The organism is Actinomycetospora sp. C-140 (assembly GCF_054796175.1).
In genome coordinates this window covers 353,236-370,039 of sequence record NZ_JBTWNF010000002.1, presented here as the reverse complement: position 1 = coordinate 370,039, position 16,804 = coordinate 353,236, and the positions used below count along the sequence as shown (strand labels likewise).

At 75.0% G+C, this 16,804-nt stretch carries 13 protein-coding genes; 9 read left to right on the top strand and 4 right to left on the bottom strand.

Annotated elements, in window-relative coordinates; all coding sequences use genetic code 11:
- Positions 1-174 precede the first annotated feature (174 nt).
- Entirely contained in the window at positions 175-1,572 is a 1,398-nt protein-coding gene (locus tag ACR9E3_RS04765; protein ID WP_460379070.1) for a CCA tRNA nucleotidyltransferase, read from the top strand.
- Positions 1,573-2,085: 513 nt separating this feature from the next.
- Here the strand turns inward: ACR9E3_RS04765 and ACR9E3_RS04760 are convergent.
- Positions 2,086-3,549, bottom strand: coding sequence for an MFS transporter (locus ACR9E3_RS04760; RefSeq protein WP_460378909.1), 1,464 nt, complete (start codon positions 3,547-3,549; stop codon positions 2,086-2,088).
- Positions 3,550-3,665: 116 nt separating this feature from the next.
- Between ACR9E3_RS04760 and ACR9E3_RS04755 the strand changes: the two genes are divergently transcribed.
- The 7 genes from ACR9E3_RS04755 (at position 3,666) to ACR9E3_RS04725 (ending at position 11,330) form a co-directional block, all read left to right on the top strand.
- Positions 3,666-4,256, top strand: a complete 591-nt coding sequence (locus tag ACR9E3_RS04755; protein WP_285658350.1) for a YqgE/AlgH family protein — start codon at positions 3,666-3,668, stop codon at positions 4,254-4,256.
- Between the two features lie 162 nt (positions 4,257-4,418).
- Positions 4,419-6,386, top strand: a complete 1,968-nt coding sequence (locus ACR9E3_RS04750) for a hypothetical protein (RefSeq protein ID WP_460378908.1) — start codon at positions 4,419-4,421, stop codon at positions 6,384-6,386.
- Between the two features lie 11 nt (positions 6,387-6,397).
- Positions 6,398-7,864, top strand: a complete 1,467-nt coding sequence (pelF, locus tag ACR9E3_RS04745; RefSeq protein WP_460378907.1) for a GT4 family glycosyltransferase PelF — start codon at positions 6,398-6,400, stop codon at positions 7,862-7,864.
- Positions 7,855-9,297 carry a hypothetical protein gene (locus ACR9E3_RS04740; RefSeq protein ID WP_460378906.1) on the top strand — a complete coding sequence of 481 codons (1,443 nt, stop codon included), beginning with the start codon at positions 7,855-7,857 and terminating at the stop codon, positions 9,295-9,297. Before pelF ends, ACR9E3_RS04740 begins: the two co-directional genes overlap by 10 nt.
- Positions 9,294-9,920: a spherulation-specific family 4 protein gene (locus ACR9E3_RS04735; protein WP_460378905.1), complete on the top strand. Its 627-nt coding sequence runs from the start codon at positions 9,294-9,296 to the stop codon at positions 9,918-9,920. The genes ACR9E3_RS04740 and ACR9E3_RS04735 overlap by 4 nt, the downstream gene beginning before the upstream one ends.
- Positions 9,917-10,708, top strand: coding sequence for an endo alpha-1,4 polygalactosaminidase (locus ACR9E3_RS04730; protein ID WP_460378904.1), 792 nt, complete (start codon positions 9,917-9,919; stop codon positions 10,706-10,708). The genes ACR9E3_RS04735 and ACR9E3_RS04730 overlap by 4 nt, the downstream gene beginning before the upstream one ends.
- Positions 10,709-10,805: 97 nt before the next feature.
- A complete protein-coding gene (locus ACR9E3_RS04725; RefSeq protein ID WP_460378903.1) occupies positions 10,806-11,330 on the top strand; it encodes a DUF427 domain-containing protein in 525 nt (174 codons plus the stop codon).
- 1 nt (position 11,331) lies between these two features.
- On the opposite strand, the gene ACR9E3_RS04720 is transcribed toward ACR9E3_RS04725, so the two are convergent.
- Entirely contained in the window at positions 11,332-11,799 is a 468-nt protein-coding gene (locus tag ACR9E3_RS04720; RefSeq protein ID WP_460378902.1) for an SdpI family protein, read from the bottom strand.
- Between the two features lie 137 nt (positions 11,800-11,936).
- Between ACR9E3_RS04720 and ACR9E3_RS04715 the strand changes: the two genes are divergently transcribed.
- On the top strand, positions 11,937-14,834 hold the full coding sequence (locus ACR9E3_RS04715) for a leucine--tRNA ligase (protein ID WP_460379069.1): 2,898 nt from the start codon (positions 11,937-11,939) through the stop codon (positions 14,832-14,834).
- Positions 14,835-14,892: 58 nt separating this feature from the next.
- Here the strand turns inward: ACR9E3_RS04715 and ACR9E3_RS04710 are convergent, their stop codons facing one another.
- Together ACR9E3_RS04710 and ACR9E3_RS04705 are read right to left on the bottom strand one after the other, a co-directional pair.
- Positions 14,893-15,975, bottom strand: a complete 1,083-nt coding sequence (locus tag ACR9E3_RS04710; RefSeq protein WP_460378901.1) for an inositol-3-phosphate synthase — start codon at positions 15,973-15,975, stop codon at positions 14,893-14,895.
- A gap of 58 nt (positions 15,976-16,033) precedes the next feature.
- Positions 16,034-16,729: a PadR family transcriptional regulator gene (locus ACR9E3_RS04705; RefSeq protein ID WP_460378900.1), complete on the bottom strand. Its 696-nt coding sequence runs from the start codon at positions 16,727-16,729 to the stop codon at positions 16,034-16,036.
- Positions 16,730-16,804: the final 75 nt, after the last annotated feature.

The following is a 16,804-nucleotide window of genomic DNA, read 5'->3' as shown; positions in this document are numbered from 1 at the left end:
ACGGCGCCCGCTCGGTGACGGGGATCTGTCGGCGGGTCGACGCGCGGGTGTCGGATCCCCGCACCTCCGGTGTCGGGGTACCGCGACCCGGTCGCGGTACTCTGTCCTGCCGTGCCCGTCCCCGCCCAGGCCCCCACCGCCTCCACCGGCGCCGATCACGCGGCGGTGGTCGACATGCTGCGCTACTCCCCCGTGGCCGACGAGCTCGCGGAGCGGTTCGCGGACGCCGGGCACCGGCTGTACCTCGTCGGCGGCAGCGTGCGGGACGCCCTGCTCGGGCGAGCGTCCCCCGACCTCGACTTCACCACCGACGCGCGACCCGAGCAGATCCAGCGGCTGGTCTCCGGGTGGGCCGAGGCCGTGTGGGACACCGGCATCGCGTTCGGGACGGTCGGCGCCGCCCGCCGGGGCGTGACCTGCGAGATCACGACGTTCCGCGCCGACGCCTACGACGGCGTGACGCGCAACCCCGTCGTGGCGTTCGGCGACACCATCGACGGCGACCTCGTCCGGCGTGACTTCACGGCCAACGCCATGGCGCTCTCGCTGCCCGACCGCACGTTCGTCGACCCCTACGGCGGGCTGGCGGCGCTGGCCCGCGGCGAGCTGGACACCCCGGCCGACCCCCGGACCTCCTTCGCCGACGACCCGCTGCGCCTGCTGCGGGCGGCACGGTTCGTCGCGCAGCTGGGGTTCGAGGTCACGCCCCGCGTGCGCGAGGCGATGACCGAGATGGCGCCGCAGCTGGGACGCATCACCGCCGAGCGGGTGCAGGCCGAGCTGTCGAAGCTGCTGCTCGGCGAGCACCCGCGGCGCGGCATCGAGCTCATGGTCGACACCGGGCTCGCGGACGTCGTGCTGCCCGAGGTCCCGGCCATGCGCCTGGAGATCGACGAGCACGCGCAGCACAAGGACGTCTACGAGCACTCCCTGACGGTCATGGAGCAGGCGATCGGCCGCGAGACCGACGGCCCCGACCTCGTCCTGCGCCTGGCCGCCCTGTTGCACGACATCGGCAAGCCGGCGACCCGCAAGGTCGAGCCGGGGCGGCGCGTGAGCTTCCACCACCACGAGGTCGTGGGCGCCAAGATGACGCGCAAGCGCTTGCGCGAGCTGCGCTACCCGAAGCAGGTCATCGAGGACGTCGCGCAGCTGGTGTTCCTGCACCTGCGCTTCCACGGCTACGGCAAGGGCGAGTGGACCGACTCGGCGGTCCGCCGCTACGTGACCGACGCCGGGCCGCTGCTCGACCGCCTCCACCGGCTCGTGCGCTCCGACTCGACCACCCGCAACAAGCGCCGGGCCGCGGCGCTGCAGCGCTCCTACGACGACCTCGAGGAGCGGATCGCGCGGATCGCGCAGGAGGAGGACCTCGCGCGCGTCCGCCCGGACCTCGACGGCAACGCGATCATGGAACTGCTGGGGATCCCGCCCGGCCCGCTGGTCGGGAGGGCCTGGCGCCACCTCAAGGACGTCCGCCTGGAGCGCGGGCCGCTCGACGACGACGAGGCGCGCGCGGAGCTGTTGCGGTGGGCGGAAGCGGAAGGGATCCCGGGGGAACCGCAGGACTGACGCCCGCGTCGAACCGGGTGTGGGATCGATCAGCTATGTCTTCGGCACCGGGGAGGGCCCGGTGCACCGCCACGTCTCCGTCGCCGACCTCGACCTCGGCCCGCCGGGATCCCGGGACGCGGTGGCGCTCGACTTCGACGGCGACGGGCGCGCCGACGACGCCCTCTGGGACGCCGACGGCGACGGGGTCGCCGACCACTCGGTGCTCGACCTCGACGACGACGGCCGGGGCGACCACGCCTACACCGACCCGGGCGGGCGGGGCCTGTGGGGCACCCGGGTGCCGCTGGACACCGGGGCCGAGGCGGGCGCGGCGCTGAGCTGGTCCGACGTGCGCGGGCGCTCGGCGCGGGCCGACGCGACGCTCGACACCGACGGCGACGGGGCGCTCGACGGCGCGGCGGTGGACGCCGACCACGAGCCGGGCTCGGAGGTGGTGTGTGACCTCGACGGCGACGGCCGGGCCGAGCAGCTGCTCGTCGACGCCGACCACGACGGCCGCGCCGAGCTCGCCTACCTGTCGGCCGGCCCGGAGGCGCCGGGCTCGCCGTCCGCCCGCTGGGACGTGGTGCTGGTCGACACCGACGGGGACGGGGCGGTGGACACCGCGGTCGCCGAGGGCGCCCCGGGCTGGGTGCCGCCCTGAGGCGCGTGCCGGTCGCCGACGCGCAGCGCGGCCTCGTAGATGACGAGGCCGAGCAGGTAGATGCCGGCCGCGAGCACGAGCAGCAGCGGCGAGCGCCCGCTGGTGGGCGCCACGAGGGCCGCGCCGGCCACCGCGACCACGTAGGTGACGTTGAACGTGGTGTCCGAGAGCGAGAACACCCGGCCGCGCACCGCGTCACCGACCTCGCTCTGCACCGCCGCGTCGGAGCACAGCTTGATCGCCTGGCCGACGAGCCCGAGCACGAACGACCCGGCGAGGATCGTCGGCAGCGTCATCGGCAGCCCGAGGCCGAGCAGGGCGACCGCGGCGAGCACGAGCATGATCCGCACGGTGCCGGAGCGCCCGACCCGCCCGGTGAGCCACGGCGTGACCACCGCCGCGACTCCGAGGCCGGCCGCGACCGCCGCCACGACCTCCCCCAGCCCCGCGATGCCGGCCTTGAACGGCCCGACGTCGGTGAGCGAGTTGCGCATGAGCAGCAGCATCACCAGCGTCGTGATGCCGAACGCGAGCCGGTGCGCGGCGACTGCGCCGAACGCCCCCAGCACCCCGGGCGCCGCGCGGGCCGCCCGGAACCCGTCGACGAGGCCGGACGCGACGGCCCGCAGCGCCTGCGCGGCCTCGCGGCGCTCGTCGGGCCCGAGCGATCCCGGCGTGATGCGGGCGGCGACCACGACGATGAGCAGCGACCCGACCGCGGCGGCGCTCGTGGTCCACGCGGCGTCGACGTCGTAGGGCCCGATGATCCCCCGCAGCCCGATGGCGCAGCCGGCCCCGATGGCGGCGGCCACGGCCCCCGAGGTCGTGACCAGGGAGTTCGCCCCGACGAGGTGCTCCTCGGCGACCACGTGGGGCAGTGCCGCGGAGAGCCCGGCCTGGATGAACCGGCTGACCCCGATGGTGGCCAGCGCCCCGAGGTAGAGCAGCGGCCCCGTGACACCGGCCAGCACCACGGCGGCGGTCGCGAGCGTCAGCACCCCGCGCAGCGCGCCCGCGACCAGCATCACGCGCCGCCGGTCCCACCGGTCGAGCAGCGCGCCGGCGAACGGACCGACGATCGAGTACGGGAGCAGGACGGTCGCGAGGCCCACCGCGACCATGACGGGGTCGGCCTCGCGCTCGGGGCTGAAGAGCACCAGCCCGCCGAGCGCGGCCTGGAAGACGCCGTCGCCCCACTGCGCGGCCAGCCGGACCGTCAGCAGCTTCCCGAAGCCGGGGTGGGTGAGCAGTTCGCGCAGGCGGGCGACCGGGCCCCTCGCCGGCAGCGCGGTCGGGGCCGCAGCAGCGGTCGAACCGGGCGCGACGGGCACGGGCGCCCACGCTACGCGTCCGGTCCGGCACTCGGTCACCGCTCGGTGGTGCGGGGAGAGTGACCACCTCCACCGTGCCTGCCACCCCGGCGCGCGGCGGTGCGACGATGGGGCTCGTGGCCAGTGGTGTGGGTGAACATCAGGAGGCCGAGGTCGAGGCCGGGACGCTCCTCGTGGCCGCCCCGACCCTCACCGACCCCAACTTCTCGCGGTCGGTCGTGTTCGTCATCGACCACCGTCCGGCCGGCACCCTCGGCGTCGTGCTCAACCGGCCCAGCGAGGTCTCGGTGGCCGACGTCCTCCCGACCTGGGGCCCCCACACCACCACCCCGCACGCGGTCTTCGTCGGCGGTCCGGTCGAGCAGCGCACCGCCCTGTGCCTCGCGGCCCTGCGCACGGGCGAGGACCCGGCGAGCACGGGCGGCGTCGTCGGCGTCCGGGGTCCCGTCGCGCTCGTCGACCTCGACGGCGACCCCGACGACCTCGCCCCGCGCGTCCGCGGCCTGCGGGTGTTCGCCGGCTACTCCGGGTGGGACCGCGGCCAGCTCGACGGCGAGATCGGCCGCGGCGACTGGTACGTCGTCCCGGCCCTGCCCGACGACGTCCTCGCCCCGCCCGGCTACGACCTGTGGGGCGGGGTCCTCCGTCGCCAGGGCGTGCCGCTGGCCCTGCTCGCCACCCACGTGAGCGAGCCCCGCCGCAACTGATCCGTTCACCCCTGTGGCGTCAGGGGCGGGAGGGGCGCGTGCTCCTGACGGACCGTGACGCCATCGGGTGAGTGAGGTCCCCCGACCCGGGCAGATCGCTTGGGTGCCGCCCACGGCCGGCCACAGGATGATCCGGCATCGAGCGGTGGACCGGGGGGTGACGTGGGCGTTCGTCGTGTCCTGCTGCCCCTGCTCACGGCGCTCGCCGCGACGGTCCTGGTCGCCACCCCCGCGTCGGCCGCGGGGCCGCGCGTCGATCTCCGCGTCCTCGTCGTCCAGAACGGGAGCCCCGAGGTCGACGCCGTGCTCGAGGCACTCACCGAGAGCGGGGTGCCGACCGACGTCGTCGACCTGTCCGACCCGGCCCGCCGGCCCGTCGACCGCGCCTCGCTGACCGTGCCGGACACGGTGCCGCACGCCCGCTACCAGGCCGTCGTGCTGCCCGGCGACTCGCCGGTCGAGCTGGCCCCCGCCGAGCTCTCGGTGCTCCACGACGTCGAGCGCGAGTTCCGCCTCCGCCAGCTGAACGCCACGGTGCGCGCGACCGCGCAGACCGGGCTCGCCGAGCCGGGTGCGGGCGCGGGCTGGTCGGGCCGGCTGGACAGCGGCCTCGCGCGGCTCACCGACGCGGCCCGGGCCGACGGCTTCGGCGACATGCGCGGGGACGTGCCGATCGGCGGGGACACCTGGGTCGAGATCGGGACCCCGCTGGCCGGCTACACCCCGCTGCTGACCGGGAGCTCGCCCGACGGCGCACGGCGCGGGCCGCTCATGGGCGTCCTGCGCACCGGCGGCCGGGAGGAGCTCGGTCTCTCGTTCTCCTACGCCCCGGGCTCCATGCCTTTCGCCGCGCTCGCGCCGGGCCTCGTCGAGTGGCTCACGCGCGGGGTGCACCTCGGGATGCGGCGCGCCTGGTTCGCCGTGCACATCGACGACGTGCTCCTCCCGGACGCCCGCTGGGTCGCGGGGGCGCACTGCGCCTACGGGGCGGACTGCCCGCCGACCGTGCCGCCGGCGCCCACCATCCGCATGACCCCGGCCGACGTCGACGCCGCGGCGGGCTGGTCGCGCGACCACGACTTCCGCCTCGACCTGGCCTTCAACGGGGCGGGGTCGCGGCTCGCGGCGCCGGGCGGGAACGACCCCCTGCTCGCGGCGCTGCTCGCGCGGCGGGACGCCTTCGGCTGGATCAACCACACCTGGTCGCACCAGTACCTCGGCTGCGTCCGCGACTACGAGGCCCTGCCCTGGCGCTGCGCCACCGTGCCGATCCTCGGCTGGACCCGGTACGTGCCCGAGCGGGTGATCGACGACGAGGTGGCGCGCAACATCGGGTTCGCCCGCGAGGTCGGCCTGCCGATCAACCCGTCCGAGCTGGTCACCGGCGAGCACAGCGGCCTGCGCGGCGACGAGGAGATGCCCGACGACAACCCCGGGCTCGCGGGCGCGCTCGACGACGAGGGGATCCGCAGCGTCGCGGCGGACGCGTCGAAGGAGGCGGGCCAGCGCCCGATCGGCGGGGCGCGGACCGTGCCGCGCCACCCGATCGACCTCGACTTCGACACGGCCACGTTCGCCGAGACCGTCGACCAGTACAACTGGTCGCACACCGCCCGCGCCGACGGCGGCGACGGCACCTGCGAGACCGACGGCGGCTGCGTGCCGCCCGTGCCGGCCGCCGATCCGCGGGCGGGGTTCCTGGCCCAGATCGTGCCGATGGAGGCGACGAAGGCGCTCGGGCACGTGCTCGCCAACGATCCGCGGCCCCACTACGTGCACCAGCCGCAGCTCACCGAGGACCGGACCCTCTACCCGGTGCTCGACCAGGTCCTCGGCTCCTACCGGGCGCTCTACACCGAGACGCGCCCGCTGCTGGTGCCGACGATGACGCAGTCGGCGGAGGTCCTCGCCCGCCAGGCCGCCTGGGCCGCCGCCGCGGGGAGCACGCGGGCCTGGGTGCAGGACGGCGTCGTGACGGTGGTGTCGGGCGTGGCGGCTGATCGCCCCGTGGACGTGCCCGTGACGGTCCCGCCGGCGCTCGACGGGGCGTTCGGCGAGCCCTACGGCACCACGCGCTCGGGCTGGATCCCGGTCGCCGGGGAGCAACGGATCGGAGGAGTGGCCCCGTGAAGGTAGCGCTCGTGACGGAGGGGACGTACCCGATCCACGCGGGTGGGGTGAGCGACTGGTGCGACCAGCTCGTGCGGAGCCTCCCGGAGATCGACTTCGAGGTCGTGGCCCTGTCGGGATCGGGGCGGGAGACGGCGACCTACCCGGTGCCGCCGAACGTGGCCGCGGTGCGCCGGATCGGGCTGTGGGCCGAGCCGGCCCGTCCCCGCAGGCCCCGGCCACCCGGGCGCCGGTTCCTCCGGACCTACACCGACCTGCTCGACGCGATGCTGCTCGGCGGCGCCGCCGCCCCCCGGGACTTCGAGCACGCCGTGCGGACGCTGCGCGACATGGCCCGCACGGTCGACCTCACCGAGGCGCTGCGCAGCCAGGAGGCCGTCGACCTCGTCGTCGAGGTGACCTCGGCCCTGCCGGAGCTCACCCCGACCCTCGCCGACGCCCTCGCCGTCACCGACCTCGTCGAGCACTTCCTGCGCCCGCTGCAGCTGCCCGCGCCCCGGGCGGACCTCGTGCACTGCACCGTCAACGGGCCCGCGATGCTGCTCGGGCTCTGCGCCGCCTGGGAGCACGGGACGCCCGTGCTGCTCTCCGAGCACGGGGTCTACCTGCGAGAACGGCTGATGGCCACCCGGCGGTCCGGCGCGGGGCGGGCCGAGCGGGCCGCGCTGCACGGGTTCTACGCCGCCCTCACCGGCCTCGGCTACCGGCGGGCCGACGCCGTCCTTCCCGTGAGCGGCTTCAACGCGCGCTGGGCGCTGCAAGGCGGCGCCCGCCCGGACGCGGTGCGGCTGCTGCCCAACGGCGTCGACCCGGCCGGGCTGGCGCCGCTCGTGACCGAGCCGGACGTCCCGACCCTCGTCTACGCCGGTCGCGTCGACCCGCTCAAGGACCTCCACACGCTGCTCGCGGCGTTCGCCCGGGTGCGTCTCGCGGTGCCTGCCGCACGCCTGCGCCTGTTCGGGGGCGTGCCGGCGGGCAACGAGGGCTACCGGGCCTCGTGCGAAGCCCTGGTGGCCGAGCTCGGTCTCGGGGACGCCGTGGTGTTCGAGGGACCGGTCAGCCCGGTGCGCCGCGCGTTCGAGGCCGGCCACGTGGTGGTGCTCTCCAGCGTCTCCGAGGGCCTGCCGCTGACGGTCATCGAGGCCGGGATGTGCGGGCGGCCGGTCGTCGCCACCGACGTCGGCGGCGTCGCCGAGGCCGTCGGCCCCGGCGGGATCGTGGTGCCCGCGGGCCACGTGGAGGCGTTCGCCGACGCCTGCGTCGAGCTGCTCACCGACGCGGCGCTCCGCCGGGAGCTCGCCGGCGCCGGGCAGGACCACGCACGGCAGCGGTTCACGCTCGACCGCTTCCGCAACGACCTCCGGGCGATCTACGCCCACCACGCGGCGCCGGCCGCGGGCCCGGGCCCGCACGGCCTCGAGCCGCACCGCGACGCGGTGGCGCGGACGGTCGAGGAGGTGGGCCCGGGATGGGCGTGAAGCGCGTCGACGCCGCGGTGGCCCACGCCGCGGCCTCGTCGACGACCCGGTCCGAGGCCGCCGTGGTGATCGAGGGCGCCGGGGTGAACGACCGCGTCGCCTCGCAGCGCTACGGCGCGGCCGACGTCTTCGAGCTCGCCGGGTGGCTCGTCGCCGACCGGCGGCGCCCGCGCTCGGAGCCCGCCGTCGCGCCGCCGCGCCGGACGTGGTCCACCGCCGGGGATCCCCGCTGGCTCCCGGCGCGCGGGGTGCTCTACGCCGTGCCCGCCGTGGTCGCGCTCGCGCTGCTGCCGAGCGAGGACCCCGTGTCGGCCACGCTCATGCTCAGCGGGCTGGTGCTGGCCTGGGCGGCGGCCTACGGCGTGGCGAGCGTGGCCTGGTCGTACCTCGGCAACCTCGACCGGCCGGCCGCCCGGCGCTTCCTGCGCCGCGCCCTGCTCGTCGGGACCGGGGTCGCGCTGGTGCTGGCGGTCGCCGCGGTGTTCGCCGCGCTGGTGCTGACCGCGACGATGTCGGTCGACCTCGTCACGGTCGTGCTGCTCACCGGCCAGGCGGCCTACCTGCTCGCGGCGGCGGCCCTGCTGCTGTGCGGACGGGAGGCCTGGCTGCTCGGCGCGCTGCTCCCCGCCGCCGTCGGCGCCGTGCTCGGCCTGCTCCTCCCGCACGAGGGCCCGGCCAGCGCGCTCGCCAACCCCACGAGCGGCGTCCCGGCCCGCGACCTGCTGTGGCCCGCCGCGTCGGTGGTGCTCGCGGTCGTCCTCGCCCTCGTCGCGACCCGCGACGGGCGCCGACCGGTCTCCGCGCTGCCGCGGTCGGCCTGGACGCACGCCGCCGCGCAGGTCGGGTTCGGCCTCTTCGTCGCCGTGCTCGTGCTGTTCCCGGCCCTCGAGCAGCTCCTCGACCCGGGGTTCGACCCGATGCCGCTCTCGCTCACCGCGCTCGCCCTGCCGCTGGTGCTGACCACGGGCATCGCGGAGTGGCTCCTCGTGCGCTACCGGGAACGGACCGGGGCGCTGCTCGCCGCCACCGGTTCGGTGCCGCGGTTCGCCCGCGGGGCGCGGCACGCGGCGCTGCGCGCGCACCTGCTCTACCTCACCGCACTCGCGGGCACGACCCTGCTCGTCGGCGCGGCGGTGGCGGTCGCGATGCCCGGGTGGGACGTTCGCCTGGTGCTGCTGGGGGCCGACTACGTCGTGCTCGGCACCGCGCTCTTCGCCGCGGCCGTGGCCACCGCGCTCGGCCGCGGCGACCGTGTCCTCGCCCTGCTGTCCGCGGCGGTGGCCGGGCTGGCGGCGTTCATCGTGCGCGGCCAGGCCGTGCCCGCCTCCGGGACCGCGGCCATCCTCTGGCACCTCGGGACCGGACTGGTGCTGCTCGCCGTCCTCGCCGTGCTCGTGCGGCGCTCCGCCGGCATCCCGGTGCGGCACCGATGAGCGTCATGAGCCTGGCCGTGCCCGCCTACTTCCACCCGCGGCGCGAGGCCGCCGACTGGGAACGCCTGCGCCTCCTCGGCGACCGGCTGGGTGTCGTGGTGGTCAACCCCGACTCCGGGCCCGGCACCGGTGACGCCGCCTACCGGAGCGCGGTCCGCGACCTGCCCGGACTCGTCGCGGGCTACGTCGACACCGACTACGCCCGCCGCCCGCTCGCCGCCGTGCTCGCCGACGTCGCGGCGTACCGCCGGCTGCACGGCGTCGAGGCGGTCTTCGCCGACCAGGTCACGTCCTCGGCCGAGCACCTGCCCTACTACGCGCGCCTCGCGGCGGCCGTCGAGGCCGGGCTGATCCTCAACCCGGGCGTGCGCCCGGACCCCGGCTACCTCCGGCTGGCGTCGGTGGTCGTGACCTTCGAGGGCCCGTGGTCGGCGCACGCCGCCCTCGACACACCGGATCCGCCGGGGCCCGCCGCCACCTGGCACCTCGTCCACGGGGTGCCCGACGGCGAGGAGGAGCGGACCCTGCACCGGGCGAGCGCCCTGGGTGCGACGCACGCCTACGCGACCGCCGCCTCCCTGCCCAACCCGTGGGGCGCGCTGGCGACCTGGGTGGGCCCGTGACGCGCGCCGGGCTCGTGGCCGTCGTGTGCGGCGGGCTGATGATGGCCCTCGCGTGCGGGTCGCCGGCCGGGGCCGGCGGCGCGGTCCGGGCGCCGGCGGGCAGCACGTGGCAGTACCAGCTCCAGGGCCCCGTCGACACGTCGGTGGACGCGGCCACCTACGACGTCGACCTGTTCGCCACCTCCGCGCAGACCGTCGCGGCGCTGCACGCCGACGGGCGCCAGGTCGTCTGCTACGTCAACGCGGGCGCGGTCGAGGACTGGCGCCCCGACGCCGGGGCGCTCCCCGCCGAGGTGCGCGGGCAGGAGCTGGAGGACTGGCCCGACGAGTACTGGCTCGACGTCCGGCGCACCGACGTCCTCGAGCCGTGGCTCGCGGCCCGCTTCGACCTCTGCAAGCAGAAGGGCTTCGACGCCGTCGAGCCCGACAACGTCGACGGCTACACCCACCCCACCGGCTTCCCGCTGGGCGAGGGCGACCAGCTGGCGTTCAACCGGATGCTCGCCCGCCTGGCCCACGAGCGCGGCCTGGCCGTCGGGCTCAAGAACGACCTCGACCAGGTCGACGACCTCGTCGGCGACTTCGACTTCGCCGTCAACGAGCAGTGCGCCCAGTACCGCGAGTGCGACGCGCTCGCCCCGTTCGTGGCGGCGGACAAGCCGGTGTACCACGTCGAGTACGACCTCCCGCTGGCGTCGTTCTGCCCGCCGCCGCCGGGGTTCCGCTCGATCCGCAAGAACATCGTGCTCGACGCCCCCGTGGAGACCTGCCCCGCCCAGGCGCCGTGACTCGGTGCAGCGAACGTGGCGTTCGCTGCTTCTACGCGCACGAAGTCCCCGTTCGCTCGCCGCGCCGACGCGCCCGGGCGGGCCTAGCGTCATCGGTGTGCGACGCGTCGAACCGGGCCCCGGGCAGGAGTCGGTGTGGGACTACCCGCGCCCGCCGCGGGCGGAGGCGGTCCGGCGGCGCGCGGTGGTGACGCACGCCGGCACGGTCGTCGCCGACTCCGACGACCTCGTGCGCGTGCTGGAGACCAGCCATCCGCCGACCTGGTACCTCCCGCGGACGGCGTTCACCGAGGGCGTCCTGCGCCCCGCCGAGCGCCGGACGATGTGCGAGTGGAAGGGCACGGCGCGCTACGTCGACGTCGTCGTCCCCGGCGCGACGCCGCTGACCGACGTGGGCTGGTGGTACCCGCCGGAGGACACGAAGCGCAGCGGAGCTGGACCGTCGGAAGGAGCGGTGTACCCGGAGCTCGCCGACCGCGTGGCCCTCTACCCTGCCCCGTTCGACGAGATCACCCTCGACGGCGAGCGCGTCGAGCCCCAGCCCGGCGGGTTCTACGGCGGCTGGATCACCCACGACGTGGTCGGCCCGTTCAAGGGCGCCGCGGGCACCTGGGGCTGGTGAGTCAGGCCTCCGCCTGCGCGCGGGGACACAGCGCGCACGTGCCGCCGCACGCGCCGGGCGCCGTGTCGCAGGCCGGCTCCTCCGCGGGGACCCCCGCGGTGCACGGCGGCAGGTCGGCCAGCGCCGCCTCCTCGGCCTCCTCGGCCTCGGCGAAACGGGACCCGACGACGCCTCCGGCGCCCAGGAGTCCGATCAGCGCGACCGTGCCGAGCACCAGCATCGTGATGCCGGCGCCGGTGGTCGCGGCCAGGGCGGCGGCGACCGCGCCGGCGATCCCCGCGACGCCCGCGGCGACGAAGGCCGGGGCCGCGGCGCGGTTGGCGCGGCGGAAGGCGTCGACCGTGCCCATGGTCCACACCGTGCGCACGCCGAGCACCCGGTTGCGCGGGAGCCGGTGGAACAGCGCGAGGACACCGGCGCCGCCCACGAGCAGGGCCGCCGCCGCCAGGACCAGGGCCGGGACGATCACACCCCCAGAGTAGGCTCGACGCCGTCCTCGCGGGATCCACGGTGCCCCTTCGTGCGGCGCCGGACCCGGCCGCGGGCTCCCCGCGGCGAGGACCCCCGGTCGATACCCAGGAGGAAGCCGTGACCGCCGAGCCCGAGGTGGCGAGCCGCGCCGACAGTCCCGGCGGGGCGAGCGGCGTCCCCCCGTACCGCTACACCGCCGCGCTCGCGAACGACATCGAGCGGCGCTGGCAGGACCACTGGGAGTCGGCCGACACCTTCGCCGTCGCCAACCCGGGCCCGGACCACCCGGCGCCGGCGGGCGAGAAGTTCTACCTGATGGACATGTTCCCCTACCCGTCCGGCGCCGGGCTGCACGTCGGGCACCCGCTGGGGTTCATCGGCACCGACGTCCTGGGCCGCTTCCTGCGCATGTCCGGGCGCACCGTGCTGCACACGATGGGTTTCGACGCCTTCGGGCTGCCCGCCGAGCAGTACGCGGTGCAGACGGGCACCCATCCGCGCACCACGACCGAGGCCAACATCGCGCGCTACCGCGCCCAGATCCGCCAGCTCGGCCTCGCGCACGACCAGCACCGGTCGGTGTCGACCACCGACATCGACTTCTACCGCTGGACCCAGTGGATCTTCTTGCGGATCCACGGCTCCTGGTACGACACCGAGGTCGGTCGGGCGCGCCCGATCACGGAGCTGGAGGACGAGTTCGAGAAGGGCATCCGCGGGCTGCCCGACGGCCGCGACTGGAGCGCGCTGTCCCGCCCCGAGCAGGACCGCGTCCTCGACGACCACCGGCTGGCCTACCTCGCCGACGCACCCGTCAACTGGTGTCCCGCGCTGGGCACGGTGCTGTCCAACGAGGAGGTCACCGCCGACGGGCGCTCCGAGCGCGGCAACTTCCCGGTGTTCCGCCGCAACCTGCGCCAGTGGATGATGCGGATCACCGCCTACGCCGACCGCCTGGCCGACGACCTCGACGGCGTCGACTGGCCGGACTCGGTCAAGACGATGCAGCGCAACTGGATCGGGCGCTCGCAGGGTGCGCAGGTCCGGTTCGCGTCCGGCGCGGGCGACATCGAGGTGTTCACCACCCGCCCGGACACGCTCTTCGGCGCCACCTACCTGGTGCTCGCCCCCGAGCACCCGCTGGTCGACGCGCTGACCCCGGACGCCTGGCCCGCGCCGCTGACCGGTGAGGAGCTCGACGGGCGCTGGACCGGCGGTGCGGCGTCGCCGACCGAGGCCGTCGCGTCCTACCGCCGCGCGGTCGCGCAGCGCTCGGAGCTCGAGCGCCAGGAGGCCCGCGACAAGACCGGCGTCTTCACGGGCGCGTGGGCGACCAACCCGGTCAACGGCGAGCCGCTACCGGTCTTCGTCGCCGACTACGTCCTCATGGGCTACGGCACCGGCGCGATCATGGCCGTGCCCGGCCAGGACCAGCGCGACTGGGACTTCGCGACGGTGTTCGGGCTGCCGATCCGCCGGACCGTCGCGCCGCCGGAGGACTTCGACGGCGAGGCCTACGTCGGGGCGGGCCCGGCGATCAACTCGGCCAACGACGAGATCAGCCTCGACGGGCTCGACGTCGACGCCGCCAAGACGGCGATCGTCGCGTGGCTGGCCGGGAAGGGCACCGGTGAGCCGGTGGTGCAGTACAAGCTGCGCGACTGGCTGTTCTCCCGCCAGCGGTACTGGGGCGAGCCGTTCCCCGTCGCCTACGCGGCCGACGGCGAGACCGACGGCGGGCCGTCGATCCCGCGCGCGCTGCCCGACGCCGATCTCCCGGTGCTGCTGCCCGACGTCGAGGACTACGCGCCGAAGTCGTTCGCCCCGGACGACCGCGACTCCTCGCCGGAGTCGCCGCTGGCGCGCGCGACCGACTGGGTGGCCTTCGCCGAGGACCTGCCCTCCGACCCGGAGCGCGGCTTCGCGGAGTACGTCCGCGAGACCAACACGATGCCGCAGTGGGCGGGGTCGTGCTGGTACTACCTGCGCTATCTCGACCCGCACAACAGCGAGCGCTTCGTCGACCCCGACGTCGAGCGCTACTGGCTCGGACCCCGCGCGCCGGGCGATCCGGGCGGTGTCGACCTCTACGTCGGCGGCGTCGAGCACGCGGTGCTGCACCTGCTGTACTCCCGGTTCTGGCACAAGGTGCTCTTCGACCTCGGGTACGTCACGTCCTCGGAGCCGTTCCGCAAGCTGTTCAACCAGGGCTACGTCCAGGCCTGGGCCTATACGGACGCCCGCGGGGTCTACGTGCCCGCCGAGGAGGTCGTCGAGGACGGCTCCTCCGCCACCGGATTCACGTGGAACGGCGAACCGGTGCGCCAGGAGTACGGGAAGATGGGCAAGTCGCTGCGCAACGTGGTGACGCCCGACGAGATGTGCGAGGCCTACGGCGCGGACACGTTCCGGCTCTACGAGATGTCGACGGGGCCGATGGAGGCGTCGCGCCCCTGGTCGACCCGTGACGTCGTCGGCTCGCACCGCTTCCTGCAGCGCGTGTGGCGCCTGGTGATCGACGAGGAGACCGGCGGGCTGCGGGTCTCGGACGCCGAGCCCGACCGCGACACCCTCGTCGCGCTGCACCGGGCGATCGACGGCGTGCGCTCCGACCTGCCGGCGATGCACTACAACACCGCGGTCGCGAAGCTCATCGAGCTGGCCAACCACCTGACCAAGACCTACCCGGCCGGCGGCACGCCGCGCGCGGTGGTGGAGCCGCTGGTGCTGCTGCTCTCGCCGCTGTGCCCGCACCTGGCCGAGGAGCTGTGGTCGCGCCTGGGCCACCCGGACACGCTGGCCTACGAGCCGTTCCCCGAGGCCGACCCGTCCCTGCTCGTCGAGGACTCCGTCGAGTACCCGATCCAGGTCAACGGGAAGGTCCGCTCCCGGATCACGGTGCCCGCCGCCGCGGGCGAGGACGACGTCCGGGGTGCCGCCCTCGGTGACCCGAAGGTCGCCGAGCTCCTCGCCGGCGCCGAGCCCCGCAAGGTCATCGTCGTCCCGGGCCGCCTGGTGAACATCGTCCGCTGACGCGGGAAGGGCCCCCACCCAGGTTCGGGTGGGGGCCCTCCGCGTGCTTCCGGCGGCGTCAGGCGGGGCCGCGCTCGCCGCGGATGAACTCCTCGACGCGGTCGTAGGCCACGGAGTCGCGGTACTGCTCGGGCGGCGACTTCATGAAGTACGACGACGGCGCCAGCAGCGGGCCGCCGATGCCGCGATCGGCGGCGATCTTCGCGGCGCGGACGGCGTCGATGATGATGCCCGCGGAGTTCGGGGAGTCCCAGACCTCGAGCTTGTACTCCAGCGAGAGCGGCACGTCGCCGAAGGCGCGGCCCTCGAGGCGGACGTAGGCCCACTTGCGGTCGTCGAGCCACGGGACGTGGTCCGACGGGCCGATGTGGACGTTGCCCTTGCCCATGTCGCGGTCGATCTGCGACGTCACCGAGTTGGTCTTCGACGTCTTCTTCGACTCGAGGCGCTCACGCTCCAGCATGTTCTGGAAGTCCATGTTGCCGCCGACGTTGAGCTGCATCGTGCGGTCGAGCTGGACGCCGCGGTCCTCGAAGAGCTTGGCCAGCACGCGGTGGGTGATGGTCGCGCCGACCTGGGACTTGATGTCGTCGCCGACGATCGGCACACCGGCGTCGGTGAACTTCTGCGCCCACTCGGGGTCCGAGGCGATGAACACCGGCAGGGCGTTGACGAACGCGACGCCCGCGTCGAGCGCGCACTGCGCGTAGAACTTGTCGGCGTCCTCGCTGCCCACCGGCAGGTAGGAGACGAGCACGTCGGCGCGGGCTTCGCGCAGCGCCGCCACGATGTCGACCGGGTCGCTGTCGGACTCGGTGATGATCTCGCGGTAGTAGCGGCCGAGACCGTCGTGGGTGTGGCCGCGCTGCACGGTCACGCCGGTCGGCGGGACGTCGGCGAACTTGATCGTGTTGTTCTCCGACGCCGTGATGGCGTCGGCGAGGTCCTGGCCGACCTTCTTGGCGTCGACGTCGAACGCCGCCACGAACTCGAGATCGCGCACGTGATAGCCGCCGAAGTCGACGTGCATGAGACCCGGCACCCGCGTGGCCGGGTCGGCGTCGGCGTAGTAGTGCACGCCCTGGACGAGCGACGCGGCGCAGTTGCCCACGCCGACGATCGCCACTCGAACCGAACCCATGGCAGTTCTCCTCTTGTCTCTTGTTCGGGGGTGACGGGACTCGGACGGGCCTGGCGTCTCAGGCGCCGCGGGGGGAATCGGGGGACGGGGTCTCGTCGGGGGGCGGCTCGTCGACGGTCCGGGCGGAGCCGCCGGGCTCGGTCCCACCGTCGACGGGTCGAGCTCCGCCGCGCGGCGTCTCCCCGCGCTCGGCGGCGATGAGCTCGTTGAGCCAGCGGACCTCGCGCTCGGTCGACTCGAGCCCGATGCGGTGCAGCTCGCGCGTGTAGTGGTCGATCTGCTCGCCCGCGCGGGACAACGTGGAGCGCAGGCCCTCACGGCGCTCCTCCACCCGGCGGCGCCTGCCTTCGAGGATGCGCATCCGCACCTCGACCGGCGTCCGGGAGAAGAAGGCCAGATGGATGCCGAAGCTCTCGTCGTCCCAAGTCTGCGGGCCGGCCTCGGCCACCAGCTCGTCGAAGCGGTCCTTGCCCTCGGCGGTGAGCTCGAAGACCCGCCGTCCGCGGCGGGTCTTGGTGCTCCACGTGCTGCGTGGGGGCGCGGCGGTCTCGGCGCCCTCGTCGGTGCCCTCGCTCTTCGGGGCGTCGGTGGTCTCGGCGATCAGGCCGGCGCGCTGGAGACGCCGGAGCGTGGGGTAGAGCGAGCCCCACGAGAACGCCCGGAACGTGCCGAGCCGGGCGTGCAGCTGCTTGCGCAACTGGTAGCCGTGCATCGGGGCCTCGTGGAGCAGGCCGAGCACCGCGAGCTCGAGCACGGCCACCTCCTCTCGTCCGCCGGGTGGGCCCCGATCGCCGTGACCGCTCACCCGACCATATCGGAGCGATACATC